The 14,449-nt window shown below is 69.1% G+C and carries 12 protein-coding genes; 5 read left to right on the top strand and 7 right to left on the bottom strand.

What is annotated here, in order from left to right; all coding sequences use genetic code 11:
* Positions 1-20: 20 nt before the first annotated feature.
* The 5 genes from B7495_RS02525 to B7495_RS02505 form a co-directional block, all read right to left on the bottom strand.
* Positions 21-383 (bottom strand): Rv3654c family TadE-like protein, encoded by a 363-nt coding sequence (locus B7495_RS02525; RefSeq protein ID WP_240632365.1) that lies wholly within the window; start codon positions 381-383, stop codon positions 21-23.
* Positions 380-691, bottom strand: a complete 312-nt coding sequence (locus tag B7495_RS02520; RefSeq protein ID WP_240632364.1) for a TadE family type IV pilus minor pilin — start codon at positions 689-691, stop codon at positions 380-382. Before B7495_RS02520 ends, B7495_RS02525 begins: the two co-directional genes overlap by 4 nt.
* A 70-nt stretch (positions 692-761) precedes the next feature.
* On the bottom strand, positions 762-932 hold the full coding sequence (locus B7495_RS02515; protein ID WP_088457853.1) for a DUF4244 domain-containing protein: 171 nt from the start codon (positions 930-932) through the stop codon (positions 762-764).
* A 348-nt stretch (positions 933-1,280) separates the two neighbouring features.
* Positions 1,281-2,345, bottom strand: a complete 1,065-nt coding sequence (locus B7495_RS02510) for a pilus assembly protein (protein WP_151199513.1) — start codon at positions 2,343-2,345, stop codon at positions 1,281-1,283.
* Positions 2,342-3,484, bottom strand: a complete 1,143-nt coding sequence (locus B7495_RS02505; RefSeq protein WP_088455183.1) for a TadA family conjugal transfer-associated ATPase — start codon at positions 3,482-3,484, stop codon at positions 2,342-2,344. Before B7495_RS02505 ends, B7495_RS02510 begins: the two co-directional genes overlap by 4 nt.
* Positions 3,485-4,236: 752 nt before the next feature.
* On the opposite strand from B7495_RS02505, the gene acs reads away from it, so the two are divergent.
* Complete coding sequence (gene acs, locus B7495_RS02500) at positions 4,237-6,198, top strand: acetate--CoA ligase (RefSeq protein ID WP_088455182.1); 1,962 nt, start codon at positions 4,237-4,239, stop codon at positions 6,196-6,198.
* Between the two features lie 134 nt (positions 6,199-6,332).
* Positions 6,333-7,538, top strand: a complete 1,206-nt coding sequence (locus tag B7495_RS02495) for an acyltransferase (RefSeq protein WP_088455181.1) — start codon at positions 6,333-6,335, stop codon at positions 7,536-7,538.
* A 58-nt stretch (positions 7,539-7,596) separates the two neighbouring features.
* On the opposite strand, the gene B7495_RS02490 is transcribed toward B7495_RS02495, so the two are convergent.
* Together B7495_RS02490 and B7495_RS19015 are read right to left on the bottom strand one after the other, a co-directional pair.
* Positions 7,597-8,067, bottom strand: a complete 471-nt coding sequence (locus B7495_RS02490) for a RidA family protein (protein WP_088455180.1) — start codon at positions 8,065-8,067, stop codon at positions 7,597-7,599.
* 2 nt (positions 8,068-8,069) lie between these two features.
* Entirely contained in the window at positions 8,070-8,237 is a 168-nt protein-coding gene (locus B7495_RS19015) for a hypothetical protein (protein ID WP_165787876.1), read from the bottom strand.
* 111 nt (positions 8,238-8,348) lie between these two features.
* Here B7495_RS19015 and B7495_RS02485 point away from each other — a divergent pair, with 111 nt between their 5' ends.
* The 3 genes from B7495_RS02485 to B7495_RS02475 all read left to right on the top strand — a co-directional run bounded on the left by B7495_RS02485 (position 8,349) and on the right by B7495_RS02475 (position 14,401).
* The gene (locus B7495_RS02485) at positions 8,349-10,832 is read left to right on the top strand and encodes a transglycosylase domain-containing protein (protein WP_240632363.1); all 2,484 of its coding nucleotides are present in this window, start codon (positions 8,349-8,351) and stop codon (positions 10,830-10,832) included.
* The gene (locus B7495_RS02480) at positions 10,829-11,797 is read left to right on the top strand and encodes a metallophosphoesterase (RefSeq protein WP_088455178.1); all 969 of its coding nucleotides are present in this window, start codon (positions 10,829-10,831) and stop codon (positions 11,795-11,797) included. Before B7495_RS02485 ends, B7495_RS02480 begins: the two co-directional genes overlap by 4 nt.
* A 66-nt stretch (positions 11,798-11,863) precedes the next feature.
* Positions 11,864-14,401, top strand: coding sequence for a transglycosylase domain-containing protein (locus B7495_RS02475; RefSeq protein WP_088455177.1), 2,538 nt, complete (start codon positions 11,864-11,866; stop codon positions 14,399-14,401).
* Positions 14,402-14,449: the final 48 nt, after the last annotated feature.

Genomic DNA, 14,449 nt, shown 5'->3' with positions numbered 1-14,449 from the left:
GAACACCGGCCTGACCATCGCTAGGGCGCCGGGCCGGCCCGCGCCCGGGAACCGATCGGGAACGCGCCCACCGTGCGGGACACCGCCACGGTGGCGATCAGGCCGTCCACCGAGCAGGTGACCAGGCGGGCGCCGTTCAGCTCCGCCGCCCGCGCCGCCGTGGCACAGGGCACGCCCGGCATGAGGCCGGAGGCGACGTCGGCCGCGGCGAGCGCCGCCGCATCCGCCGCACCCTGCACGGACTGACTGACCGGCAGCAAGGCCAGCAGCGGCACGAGCACGGCGGTCATCGTGACGAGCGCGCCGAGCAGCGCGACCGCGAGCACCGAACCGGATCCCCGCTCGCTGGCAGAGGTAGGCCGGCGGATGGGTGGGCGCGTCACGGGTCGTCGCTCGCGGTGTCGCTGGCGAGAGCGCAGGACCGGGCGGCGAGAGTGAGGCCCGCGGCGGCGAACGGCGCGAAGGCGCTCGGCGCGCTGAGCCGGGCGCAGACGAACTCCCCCTGGCGTTCCTCGGCGAGCGTTGTGCCGGGCGCCACCGCGGCCAGCAGCCCGGATGCCGGACCCGCGCCGTCGCCGCGGGCCAGCAGCCGGGCCACGTCGGCTGCGGCATCCGTCATGCGTACCTGTTGCCCGACCACCTGCACGGCGCCCAGGCAGCAGGCCAGCACTACCAGCACTGCGGGCAGCACGGCCGCGAACTCGGCCGTGACGCTGCCCCGGTCCCGATGGAGTCGGTGTGCCAGCCCTGCCGCGGCTCGGTCACCCCACCGTGAGCGCACTGCGCACCAGCTCGGTGAGGATGCCGCGCACCTCGTCACCGCGCAGGATGACGATGAGCAAGCCGGCAAACCCGACGGCCGCCATGGTAGCCACGATGTACTCGGCGGTGGCCGCCCCGCGATCGTCACGCAACCGCAGGAGGGCGCGCATGCTGTTGGACCGCACCGCGCGGGTGCGCACGAGTGCGTTGCGTATTCCGGTACCCGCGCTGGGATTGTGCCGTAGCGGAGCGGCGGCACGGTCGGCGGCCGCCGCGCTTCCGGTGCTCTCCTCGGCTTGCGGGTGGTGCTCTGTCGGCGGGGCGGGCGGGCTACTGAGGGTGGTCATGATGGATCTCCTTTCGCGTACAAGACGCGGTGCAAGCGGCGCGAGTGCAGCCAGCCTGTCGCGGCGACACCCGGCGCACCAACGACGGAAGCCCATCGGTGCACAAAAGTTCGAAACGGCAGCCTGTGGAGGAGCGCCCGAGTTCACCAGGGCGGGAGCACCCGAGCACCGTCACTCGACGCTGCCGAGGGTGGCGGCGAGCACGCTGAGCAGCAGCGGGGCGACACCGACAAGCATGAACGCCGGGAGCACACACACCCCTAGCGGGATCATCAGGGTCACGGCAAGGGTTTCGGCGCGTTGGTGGCCCGCAGTGCGCGCATCCCGCCGGGCCTGCGCGGCCTCGCTGCGCAACAGCTCACCGGCCGGCACCCCGGCTCGGGCCGAGAGGTCGAGCACTCGGTCGATGACCACGTCGGCGGAGTCGGTCGCACCGGTCGCGCGCAGGCCGAACCGTTCGGCGCTGCGCCGCGCGCTGGCGCGGGCCCGGTCGAGTGACCCGCCACCGGCCATGCCGATGGCGGTGAGGTCGAGCTCCAGTCCCGGCGCGGGCCCCTGGCGGCCGGCTGCGGCAACCAGGTGCCGGTTCCAGCGAGCGGCGCCGACCATCAGTAGGCACCCCGCGGCGAGACAGGCCAGCCCTGGGCCGGTGAGGAACAGGGTGCGCAGCGTGTCGAAGCCCATCAGGCTGCCGAACAACAGCGCCACCAGGGGCAGCACCATCACCAGCCGGGCCGTGGCGCGCGGGCCGGTGAGGGCCACGGTCAGGTCGCGGTGCAGCTGGCCGAGCTCCCGGAACGCGGCGGCCAGGTCGCGCAGGCATCCGGACAGGGGCGCACCGGCCCGGGTGGCGACATCCCACGCGGCGGCGAGGGCCCGCCACGCGTCGCCCAGCTGGTCGGGGAGCCCGGCGGCCGCGTCCGCGATGGCGTCGGCCACGTCGTCGCCGCTGCGGGCCGCGCGTCCCGCGGCCGCCAAGATGCTGTGCTGCGCCCGCTCGGCATCGGCCCGGGCCTTCACACGGCGGGTCCCCCGCGCCGCCGGCGGCCCCGGTGGCCCGGCACGGTCGACCACCGACGGGTCAAACGGCTCGGCACGACCGGTCGGCCCGGGCGGCAGCAGGTAGTCCCAGGCCGACACCGGCGACACCCCCGCCGACAGCAGCACGGCCAGACGTTCGGCGATGCGGGCCACCTCCTCTATCGGCGGCGGCGGAGCGGCGCGTCGGCGGCTCACGCGGGCACCGTCGCGAGACGCTCGGCGGCGTCGAGGGTGAACCGGCCCACTTGCGCCAGGCGCCGCCGGCCGCCCCGGCGCTCGAGGTGCAACACCAGCCCGATCGCGCTCACGGTTTGCCGGGCCACCGCCGCCGGACTCATCCCGGCGAGCGCGCCGAGCGCCTCGAGCCGGGCGGGCACATCGGCCAGGGAGTTGGCGTGCAGGGTGCCGGCGCCGCCGTCGTGGCCGGTGTTCAGGGCGGCCAGCAGCTCACGGATCTCCACGCCCCGGCACTCGCCGAGCACCAACCGGTCCGGACGCATCCGCAGCGCCTCGCGCAGCAGGCTGTCCAGGCCGATGCGGCCGGCACCCTCGAGGTTGGCTTGCCGGGATTCCAGGGCCACGACGTGCGGGTGGTTGATGCGCAGCTCGGCGACATCCTCGATGGCCACGATGCGTTCGGCCGCGGGCGCCTCGCCGAGCAACGCGGCGAGCAGGGTGGTCTTGCCACTGCCGGCGGCACCGGTCACGAGCAGGTTCTCCCGGTCGAGCACCGCCGCGCGCAACCGGCCCAGCTGGGCGGCCGCGTCCTCACCGTGGCCGAACAGGCCGCCGGCGGCGAGGGCGTCGAGGCTGAGCCGCTCGGTTCGCGGCAACCGAATCGACAGCAGCGTGCCCGTGCTCGATACCGGCGGCAGCACGGCGTGCACCCGGATGCCGTCGGCCAGCCGCACGTCGACGCAGGGGCTGGCTTCGTCGATGTGCCGGCCGCCGAGGGCGATCAGCCGCACCGCCAGGTCACGGATGCTCCGCTCGTCGCCGTGCCAGTCCGGCGCGGGTACCAGCCCGCGTCCGGCGTCGAGCCAGAGGCCGGCATCCCCGTTCACGAAGAGGTCGGTGACGGCGGGGTCGCGGGCGAACCGGCTGAGCGGACCGAGCACGGAGAGGTCGGTGCGGGGAGGTTGCGGCGGGATGGGGTCGAGGCTGCGGTCAAGGGCGCGGTCGCGAGATGGGTCTGTCTCCGCGTGCAGCCACGTGGCTGGATAGGAGGGCTGCGGCCGCTCTCCCCCGAGCGTTGCCCGATCGGGGTCGGTGCTGACGGTGCGGGCGCTGGACCGGTTGAGGAAGGAGGGCACCGCGACGAAGGGCTCTGGCATGCGGGCACGTTAGCGGGCGGGCGGGTGCGGGCGCCGTGGCGCATCCGGTGGTGTGAGGTGGCCGGTGAGGACGGGGCTGTGGAGGAGCGGCGGTGCACGGCACACACGCACGTCACGGCTTCTCGACAAGCTCGACCGACGAGGCGGGCACGTCGTGCGCGCGTGTCACGGCTCCCGACAAGCTCGACCGACGAGGCGGGAGCGGGCAGGGTGCAGAGACAACTGTTGCCCGGACGGACTACTGCGCCCGGAGTGCGGGGCGCAGTTGTCCGGCCGGGCAACGGTTCTGCCTGGAGGGGGCCGATACAGCGATATTGCGGTACAGCGGGTCACGCAGTTTGCACGGTTCACGCGGGGGGCGCCAGAGCCGGGCGGGGAAAGCACGGGTGCGTCGTTGAGAGGCGCAGAGCGTGCTGTTAAAAGAGGGGGGCGGCACCTATTGGGGGGAACAGGTGCCGCCTCGGCAGTGCGTTGATTGGGGGGAACCAACACACCACAGGTCAAAACTTTCGTTCAGACATTGATAAGCATACTTGGGAAAATCAGATCCGCAAGTCCTCCGGGTCCCCCTAAATGAGGACACGAAGATATGAGCCCGTGAGAGCACGATTTCAAAAATATCCTGAGCAGAAAACCGGCCGTTCTTCCGGGGAAATTTGTCCTCGGAACGGGCGTATCCGCCGTGTAGGGTTCAGGGACGGGTCCGCCGCGGCGCCCCGCCACCGCCTGAACTCGCAAAGGAGCGAACCATCATGAGCGTGCAAATCGACCATCTTCTCCACGAAACCCGCCGATTCCCGCCGTCTCCGGAGTTTGCCGCGACATCAGTGGCGACCGAGGCTCTTTACACGGATGCCGCAGCAGATCGGCTTGGTTTCTGGGCCGCGCAGGCCCGCGACCTCCTGCACTGGCACAAACCGTTCACCCGCACCCTCGACTGGACCAATCCGCCGTTCGCCAAGTGGTTCGACGACGGCGAGCTCAACGTGGCGTACAACTGCCTCGACCGGCACGTGCTCGCCGGCAACGGCGACCGGGTGGCGCTGCACTGGGAGGGCGAGCCGGGCGATTCCCGCTCGATCACCTATGCAGAGCTCACCGAGGAGGTCAAACGTGCCGCGAACGTGCTTCTCGGCCTCGGCGTGCGCGCCGGCGACCGGGTGGCCATCTACCTGCCGATGATCCCCGAGGCCGTCGTGGCGATGCTCGCCGTGGCCCGCATCGGCGCCGTGCATTCGGTGATCTTCGGCGGCTTCAGCGCCGAGAGCCTGCGCTCCCGCATCGACGACGCCGAAGCGGTGGTCGTGATCACCTCCGACGGCGGCTACCGCAAGGGCCGGGCCACCCCGCTCAAGCCCGCGGTCGACGCGGCCCTGGCCAGCGGCGACTCCTCGGTGCGCACCGTGCTCGTGGTGAACCGCACCGGCGGCGACGTGGAGTGGAACGAACGCGACAAGTGGTGGCACGAGGAGCTCGCCGCCGTCTCCGGCGAGCACGAGGCGCAGGCGTTCCCGGCCGAGAACCCGCTGTTCATCCTCTACACCTCCGGCACCACCGGTAAGCCCAAGGGCATCCTGCACACCAGCGGCGGCTACCTCACCCAGGTGGCCTTCACCCACAAGAACGTCTTCGACCTCAAGCCCGAGACCGACGTGTTCTGGTGCACCGCCGACGTGGGCTGGATCACCGGCCACAGTTACGTGGTCTACGGACCGCTGGCCAACGGCGCCACGCAGGTGCTCTACGAGGGCACCCCCGACACCCCGCACCCCGGCCGGTGGTGGGAAATCATCGAGAAGCACAAGGTGAGCATCCTGTACACGGCGCCCACCGCCATCCGCACGTTCATGAAAATCGGCCGACAGGAGCCGCAGAAGTTCGACCTGACCAGCCTGCGCCTGCTCGGCTCGGTGGGCGAGCCGATCAACCCGGAAGCGTGGATGTGGTACCGCGAGGTGATCGGCAACCACGTCACCCCGGTGGTGGACACCTGGTGGCAGACCGAGACCGGCGCGATCATGATCTCCGCGCTGCCCGGCCTCACCGAGACCAAGCCCGGCGCGGCGCAGGTCGCCATCCCCGGCATCTCCATCGACGTGATCGGTGAAGACGGCGAGCACGTGGGGCACGGCAACGGCGGCCTGCTCGTGGTCACCGAACCGTGGCCGTCGATGCTGCGCGGCATCTGGGGCGACCCGGAGCGTTTCATCGAGACCTACTGGGAGAAGTTCCAGGATGCCCCGAACGGTCCGCTGTACTTCGCCGGCGACGGCGCCCGGCTCGACCGCGACGGCGACATCTGGCTGCTCGGCCGGGTCGATGACGTGATGAACGTCTCCGGGCACCGGCTGTCCACCGCCGAGATCGAGTCGTCGCTGGTGGCGCACCCCATGGTGGCCGAGTCCGCGGTGGTGGGCGCGCACGATGAGACCACCGGGCAGGCCGTGGTGGCGTTCGTGATCATCAAGTTCAGCCAGACGGATGCGGCGTCGCACGCCGACATCAGCGCCGTGCTGCGCGCGCACGTGACGTTGCAGATCGGGGCGATCGCCCGGCCGCGGGAGATCCACATCGTGAACGAGCTGCCCAAGACCCGCTCGGGCAAGATCATGCGGCGGTTGCTGCGCGATGTGGCCGAGGGCCGCGAGATCGGCGATACCACCACCCTCGCCGACACCTCGATCATGCAGATCATCTCGGAGAGCATGCGCTAGCCCCGCTCCTCGCTCGCGAACTGTGAGTTAAGCACCTTCCGAACGCCCGGGAAGGTGCTTTTCTCGCAGTTCGCGAGCCTTCGGGCGGGTGGGCTCGGAGTAAACGTTCACGAACGCCCCATACCGTGGGCCAAATGTCTCGAGATACCTCCCGCACCCGGATGGGCGGACTCGACGCCCTGCGCGGGGTCGCCGCCGTGATCGTGCTCGTGCACCACGTGTCGATGACCGCGCCGGCAATTTCGGCCGCGTACAGCTCCAGCGCCGACGTGGCCGTGTTCTCCCCCGCCTGGTGGGTCACCCTGTCGCCGCTGAAGATCCTCTTCGCCGGCCCGGAGTTCGTGCTGGTGTTCTTCGTGCTCAGCGGGTTCGTGTTGGTGCTCACCCCGCTGCGACGCTTGCAGTGGACCCGGCCCCCCGCGGAGGCGCCCGGCTACGACTGGTTGGCGTACTACCCGCGCCGCATCGTCCGGCTGGCCATCCCGGTGGTCGTGTCGGTGGGCCTGGCCGCGGTGTGGATCCTGCTCGTGCCGCGCACCGGCGCCGGCGGTGCGTGGATGGCGAAGCAGGGCAGCCCCGACCTCGGCATCGGCAATCTGCTGCGCGAGGCCAGCATCCTGGGCTTCACCGGCCGACCCGACGTCAACCCGCCGCTCTGGTCGCTGGCCTGGGAGATGTGGTTCTCGCTGCTGCTGCCCGTCGGCGTGATCTTCGCCGTGGCCAGCCGCCGGTGGACGCTGGCCTGGGTGGCGCTGCTGCTGGTCACGTCCACCTCGGGGTACCTGCTCGGCATCGAGCCGCTGATGTACCTGCCGGCGTTCGGCCTGGGTGCCCTGCTCGCGGCCAACCACGGGTCACTCCTGGCCTGGTCGACCCGGCTGGTCAGTCGGCGCGGCGGCACCCTGGTTTGGGCGGCGATCGCCGTGCTCGGGCCGGTGCTGCTCATCGCGTACTGGCTGCTGCGGCCGGCGTTGACCGAGCCGTGGAACAGCGTGGCCCTGTCGCTGCGGGTGCCGGGCGCGGTGTTGATCGTGGCGACCGTCGCGCTGTGGCCGCCGGTGCAGCGGATGCTCAGCGGGCGCCTCTTGGCCTGGCTCGGAACCATCAGCTTCAGCCTGTACCTCGTGCACTTCCCCATCGTGGTGACCTTCGCGCAGCTGTTCGGGCCGGAGCACTGGTGGTGGGGCGCTCTGGTCTCGGTGCCGCTGAGCCTGGTGCTTGCCCAGCTGATGTACCGCTGGGTGGAGTTGCCCGCGCAGACGCTGGCGGGTCGGGTCGGGGCCAGGTTCTCGGCCGGGAATCCGCGCCCCGAGGCTGTACGACAAGGTCGCGAGCTGTGAGAAAAGCACCGAAAAACTCTCTGAAAAGGCGCTTGAGTCACAGCTCGCGACGGTGAGATCAAGCGAAGGAGACGGTCAGCTCCACCTCGACGGGCGAGTCCAGCGGCAGCACGGCCACGCCCACCGCGGAGCGGGCGTGCACACCGATGCTGCCGAAGATCTCGCCGAGCACATCGGAGGCGCCGTTGACCACGCCGGGCTGGCCGGTGAAGTCCGGGGCGGATGCGACGAACCCGGTGACCTTGACCACCTGGGTGATCCGGTCCAGCGAGCCGATCACGCTCTGGATAGCGGCGAGCGCGTTGAGCGCGCACTGCCGGGCGTAGCCCTGGGCGTCCGCGGCCGACACGAGGCCCTCGCCGTCCCCGACCTTGCCCGTGGCCGGCATCACGCCGGCCACCATCGGCAGCTGGCCGGAGGTGAACACCAGCGACCCGCTCACCACGGCGGGAACGTACGACGCCACCGGCGGGACCACCGTCGGGAGTTCAATGTCCAGTTCGGCCAGACGGGCCTCGATCTGCGACACGATCAGGCGCCGGTCGAGCCGGCGACGGGGCGCTTGAGGTAGGCGACAAGTCCACCTTCCGGGCCGGTGACGACCTGCACAAGCTCCCAACCTTCCGAGCCCCAGTTGTTGAGGATGGCGGCTGTGTTGTGGATCATCAGCGGGGTGGTGAGGTATTCCCAGGCAGTCATGCGGCTCCGATTCAGGCGATTTTTCAGGTTGTGTCCCTTACGCTCAATTGTATGTCTGCCAAAAAACGTACGGTTAGTGGAGCGCTCGGCGGCCTCCTGGGCTTTATTGGGATGAGCGCCGTCGCCGGTGTCCTCGTCACCGTTGCCGTGACCCCCGCCCTCGCCGTATCGGGCATGACGGCCACCAACACGATAAACGTGTTCGAGAACCTGCCCAACTACCTCACGGTCGACCAGCTCTCCCAGAAGAGCACCATCTACGCCATCGACGGCAACGGCGCCCCGTACGCGCTGGCGTCGTTCTACGACCAGAACCGCGTCGAAGTGCCGGTCACGAGCATGAGCCAGTACGTGCAGGATGCCGCGGTCGCCGGCGAGGACCCCCGCTTCGAGGAGCACGGCGGCGTGGACCTGCAGGGCACCATTCGTGGCGCCCTGTCCACCGTCACCGGCGGCGGCACCCAGGGTGGATCATCCATCACCCAGCAGTACGTCAAGAACGTTCTCGTGCAAAAGTGCGAGGTGCTCAACGACCAGGACAAGCTGGACGCCTGCTACGACGAGGCCACCGAAACCTCTCCTGAGCGCAAGCTCAAGGAGATGCGTCTGGCCATCGGTGTGGAGAAGGAATACAGCAAGCTCGAGATCCTGCAGGGCTACCTGAACATCACTCTCTTCGGCGGCAGCGTGTACGGCATTGAAGCGGCCTCCGGGTACTACTTCAACACCACCGCGGCGAACCTCAACCTGTCCCAGTCGGCCAGCCTGATCGCCATCGTGAACAACCCGGAGAAGTTCCGTCTGGACCGGCCCGAGAGCGAAGCCAACGGCGCCGCGAACGGGTACGCCGCCAACAAGGAACGCCGCGACTACATCCTGGGCGAGATGCTGCAGTACAAGAAGGTGACCCAGGAGGAGTACGACGTTGCCATCGCGGCCCCGATCGAGCCCACCATCACCGAGCCGAGCACCGGATGCCAGACCGCCGGCGGCAGCGCCTACTTCTGTGATTACGTCACCCACGTGCTCAAGAGCGACCCGACCTTCGGCGAAGACGAAGACACCCGCATGATGAACTTCCGTCGCGGCGGCTACGACATCTACACGACCCTCGACCTGGACCTGCAGCTGGCCACCGAGACCACCATGGCCGAGAACGTGCCGCAGACCGCCAGCTGGGATGTTGGCGCTGTGGCCACCAGCGTTGAGGTGGGCACCGGCCGGGTGCTCACGATGGCGCAGAACAAGACCTACAGCCAGGACCCCGAGGTGCAGGCCACCGGCGCCCAGTACTCCGGCGTCAACTACAACACCGACTACGACCAGGGCGGCTCGAGCGGATTCCAGCCCGGCTCCACGTACAAGGTATTCACCCTCGCCGAGTGGCTGAAGGAGGGTCACGCGCTCAACGAACGCGTCGACTCGGCCCGCAAGAGCGACTGGGGCACCTTCCAGGACTACTGCGACGGCCCGCAGACCTTCCCCGGCTACAACCCGAAGAACGACGCGAACGAGCCCGGCACCGGCTACACCGCCCTGCAGTCGACCATCAACTCGATCAACACCGGCTTCATCGGAATGGCCAAGAAGCTTGACCTCTGCAAGATCCGCGACACCGTTGAGTCCTTCGGGGTGCACCGGGCGGATGGCGGCGAGCTCGAGAAGGGTGCCTCCTCGGTGCTCGGCACCAATGAGATCGCCCCGCTGAGCATGGCCGTGGCCTTCGCCGGCATCGCCAACGCCGGCAAAACCTGCTCGGCCGTGGTCATCGACCGCATCGTCGGACCGGACGACGCCGAGATCGCACCTCCCACCTCCACCTGCAACCAGTCGGTTGAACCATCCGTGGCCGCCGGCATGGCGTACGCCATGAAGCGGGTACTCACCGAGGGCTCCGCAACCCAGTCCAACGACTCCACCTACCCGAAGGTGCCGATGATCGGCAAGACCGGAACCACCGACGGCGCCAAGGACACCTGGATGACCGGCGCGAGCAGCAAGGTCGCCACCGTTGTGGGCGTCGTCGCCGTCACCGGTGAGGCCAACCAGCGGTCCCGCGACTACGCCTTCGAGAGCGGCTCCGCGGCCACCGCCCGGCACCGCATGTGGCCGGACATCATGAGCGTCGCCAACGCCAAGTACGGCGGAGACGAGTTCTCTGAGGCCTCGACCAACGTCATCCAGGGCGCTCAGGTGCCCGTGCCCGACGTGCGTGGCCAGTCGATGGCGGATGCCCAGGCCGCGCTCGAGGGCGCCGGCTTCGAGTTCGCCGACGGCGGCGTGATCGACTCCGAGTTGCCCGCCGGCAGCGTGGCCCGCACCGACCCCGCCTCCGGCGCGTCGGCCGGCAACGGCGCCACGATCACGGTGTTCTCCAGCAACGGGAACCAGATCCTGCTGCCCGACGTGACCGGCCAGAGCCTCGATCAGGCCAGGGGAACGCTCACCGGCTTCACCGTGACGACCACCGACCAGGCCGTCACCGACCCCAACCAGAACAACAAGGTGATCGCGATGACCCCGACCGCCGGCACCCCGGCATCCCGGGGCAGCTCGGTCGCCCTCGTGGTGGGCAAGATGGGAGCGGCAGGTTGAGCGCCGCACGCGCCATCGTCGCCTCCGCCGCCGCCGTGACCACGGCGGGGCTGGCGGCGTTCGCCTGGGGTTCCCTCGTGGAACGCCGCCGGTTCACCCTGCGTGAGGTGACGGTTCCGGTGCTCGCGCCCGGGTCCGACCCGATCACGGTGCTGCACCTCTCCGATCTGCACATGGCCCCGTGGCAGCGCGACAAGCAGGACTGGGTGCGCGGTCTTGCCGAGCTGAAGCCCGACCTCGTCGTGAACACCGGCGACAACCTGGGTCACGAAGACGGCATCGCGGGCGTGGAGTACGCCCTCGAACCGTTCAAGGGCATCCCGGGCATCTTCGTGAACGGCTCCAACGACTTCTTCGGCCCGCAGCCGAAGAACCCGCTGAAGTACTTCGGCGGCCCGTCGATGCTGCGCAGCCGGCACGTCGAGCTTGACACCGACGACCTGCACCGGGTGTTCGCCGACCTCGGCTGGACCGACCTGAACAACGCCGCTGAGGCGCTGGACATCAACGGCACCCACCTGGAGATCTTCGGGGTCGATGACCCGCACATCCGCCGGGACCGGCTCGACCTGATCACCGGAGCCATCGACGAGATGCGCGGCAACGACCCGCTCACCGAGGAGACCTGGCCGGACCCCGAAGAACCGGCCGGCCGGCGCTCGACGCTGACCGTGGGTGTGGTGCACGCCCCGTACCAGCGGGTACTCAACTCCTTCGTCAACCACGGCGCCCAGCTGATGCTGGCCGGGCACACCCACGGTGGTCAGGTGTGCGTGCCGAAGTTCGGCGCTTTGGTAACCAATTGTGATATTCCCCGCCGTCAGGTGAAGGGACTCAGCCTGTGGAGTGTGGGGCTGCGCACCGCGTACCTCAATGTTTCCGCGGGTTTGGGCACCTCGATCTACGCGCCGGTGCGCTTCGCCTGCCCGCCGGAGGCGACCCTGCTCACCCTCACCGCCGCGTAGCCACGACCCCCTTCTGGGGTGGCTTGGCTCGTCCGGGTCCCCCGGCGATCCCCTAGGCTCGCTCTTATGGGGGATTCCAAGAGAACTTTTTCCGGCGTCATCGGGGGACTCGCCGGTTTCGTGGCGATGAGCGCTGTCGCCGGCCTGCTGATTACCGTCGGGATCACCCCGGCGCTCGCGATCTCCAGTCTGGCCGCGAGCAGCACGATCAACGCCTTCGAGAACCTGCCGAATTACCTCAAGATCGACGAGCTGTCGCAGGTGAGCACCATCTATGCGGTGCCGAACAGCGGAGTCCCCTACGAGCTCGCCTCGTTCTACGACCAGAACCGGGTTGAAGTTCCTCTGGCGGCCATGAACCTGTTCGTGCAGGACGCCGTCGTCGCCGGTGAGGACCCCCGGTTTCGTGAACACGGCGGAATCGACCTGCAGGGCACCATGCGGGCGGCGCTGGCCAAGTTCACCGGCGGGCCCACCTCGGGCGGCTCATCGGTGACCCAGCAGTACGTCAAGAACGTGCTGGTGCAAAAGTGCGAGGTCATGCCCGACCCGGACGAGCTTCAGGCCTGCTTCGAGGAGGCCACCGACCCCACCGAGGAACGCAAGCTCAAGGAGATGCGGCTGGCCATCGGGGTGGAGAAGGAGTACAGCAAGGACGAGATCCTGCAGGGCTACCTGAACATCACCGGCTTCGGCGGCACCGTGTACGGCATCCAGGCCGCGGCCGAGTACTACTTCTCGGCCACCGCCGCCACCCTCACCCTGCCGCAGGCCGCGAGCCTCATCGCGATCGTGAACAACCCTGAGAAGTTCCGCCTGGACGAGCCCGAGAGCGAAACCAACGGCGCCGCGAACGGGTACGCCGCCAACAAGGACCGCCGCGACTACATCCTGCGCGAGATGCTCAAGCACAAGAAGATCAACCAGGCCGACTACGACACCGCCGTCGCCAGCCCGATCGAACCGGCCATCACCGAGCCCAGCACCGGCTGCCAGACCGCCGGTGGCGCCGCATACTTCTGCGACTACGTCACCTACCAGCTCAAGACCGACCCCACTTTCGGCGCAGACGAAGACACCCGCATGACGAACTTCCGCCGCGGCGGCTACCAGATCTACACCACCCTCGACATCGAGCTGCAGATGGCGTCCGAGGCGGCCATCGCCGAGAACGTGCCGATGACCTACGACGGCTGGGACGTGGGCGCCGTGGCGACCAGCGTTGAAGTGGGCACCGGCCGGGTGCTCACGATGGCGCAGAACAAGCTGTACACCCAGCTGGAGGTTGCTCCTGGCCCGGAGTACACCGGCATCAACTACAACACCGACTTCAACCAGGGCGGCTCGCTGGGCTTCCAGCCCGGCTCCACCTACAAGGTCTTCACCCTGGCCGAGTGGCTCAAGGAGGGCCACCCGCTCGGCGAGCGCGTTGACTCCGCACGCAAGTCCAACTGGGGCACCTTCCAGGACTACTGCGACGGCGCCCAGAGCTTCCCCGGTTATAACCCGCGCAACGACTCCAACGAAGCCGGCCGCAACTACTCGGCCCTGGAATCGACGATCGACTCGATCAACACCGGCTTCCTCGGCATGGCCAAGCGGCTGGACCTCTGCAAGATCCGTGACATGGCCACGTCGTTCGGGGTTCACCGGGCGGATGGCGACCCACTGCAGAAGGGCGCCGGTTCGGTGCTCGGCACCAACGAGGTCGCCCCGCTGAGCATGGCCGTGGCCTTCGCCGGCATCGCCAACAAGGGCATCACCTGCTCCCCCATCGTGATCGACCGGATCATCGGTGCGGATGGTGTGGAAATTCCCGCGCCCGTGTCCACCTGCACCGCGTCGGTGGAGCCCGAAGTGGCCGCCGGTATGGCGTACGCCATGGAGCGGGTCATGACCCAGGGTTCCGCCGGGCAGTCGTACCGCAACACCTCACCGCGGGTCGACATGATCGGTAAGACCGGAACCACCGACGGCTCCAACGACACCTGGATGAGCGGGGCCAGCACCGAGGTCGCCACCGTCGTGGGCGTGGTCAGCGTCACCGGAAAAGACAACAACCAGCGCAACCTCGACTTCGACAGCGGTTCCGCGGCTACCGCCCGGCACCGCATCTGGCCGGAGATCATGGGCGTGGCCAATGCCAAGTACGGCGGCGAGGAGTTCGAGCAGGCTGCCAACAACCTCATCCGCGGGGTGCAGGTCACCGTGCCCGACGTACGCGGTATGAGCGTGGATGCGGCTCGGGACGCCATTGAGGGCGCCGGCTTCGGCTTCCTCGACGGCGGCGTGACCGACTCGGAGCTGCCCGCCGGCACAGTGTCGCGCAGCGACCCCGCCGGTGGCGCCAGCACCAGCACCGGAGCCACCGTCACGGTGTTCTCCAGCAACGGCTCTCAGATTCTGCTGCCGAACGTGGTCGGGCAATCCCTCGATCAGGCCAAGGGCACGCTGAGCGGTTTCGGGGTGGTGGCCAGCGAGCAGCCGGTGACGGACGCGAGCCAGAACGGCAAGGTGCTCTCGATGACCCCCGCCGCCGGCACCCCCACCGCCCCGGGCGGCACCGTGACCGTGGTCGTCGGCAAGTCCGCCCCGCCCGGCTAGGCCTGGTCGAAACCCGGGTACCCGATGGGGTTATACTTGTCGAGGTCC

This window comes from Cryobacterium sp. LW097 (genome assembly GCF_002205495.2).
GTDB classification, from domain to species: Bacteria; Actinomycetota; Actinomycetes; order Actinomycetales; family Microbacteriaceae; genus Cryobacterium; species Cryobacterium zongtaii.
Note: the sequence above shows the minus strand (reverse complement) of the source record. Positions and strands in the feature narration are given on the sequence as shown.

Bases quoted from the DNA above. Each gene is read 5' to 3' on its own strand.
- B7495_RS02475 (WP_088455177.1), top strand. From the start codon at position 11,864: ATGGGGGATTCCAAGAGAACTTTTTCCGGCGTCATCGGGGGACTCGCC.
- B7495_RS02515 (WP_088457853.1), bottom strand. From the start codon at position 932: ATGCGCGCCCTCCTGCGGTTGCGTGACGATCGCGGGGCGGCCACCGCC.
- acs (WP_088455182.1), top strand. From the start codon at position 4,237: ATGAGCGTGCAAATCGACCATCTTCTCCACGAAACCCGCCGATTCCCG.
- B7495_RS02505 (WP_088455183.1), bottom strand. From the start codon at position 3,484: ATGCCAGAGCCCTTCGTCGCGGTGCCCTCCTTCCTCAACCGGTCCAGC.
- B7495_RS02495 (WP_088455181.1), top strand. From the start codon at position 6,333: ATGTCTCGAGATACCTCCCGCACCCGGATGGGCGGACTCGACGCCCTG.
- B7495_RS02485 (WP_240632363.1), top strand. From the start codon at position 8,349: ATGAGCGCCGTCGCCGGTGTCCTCGTCACCGTTGCCGTGACCCCCGCC.
- B7495_RS19015 (WP_165787876.1), bottom strand. From the start codon at position 8,237: ATGACTGCCTGGGAATACCTCACCACCCCGCTGATGATCCACAACACA.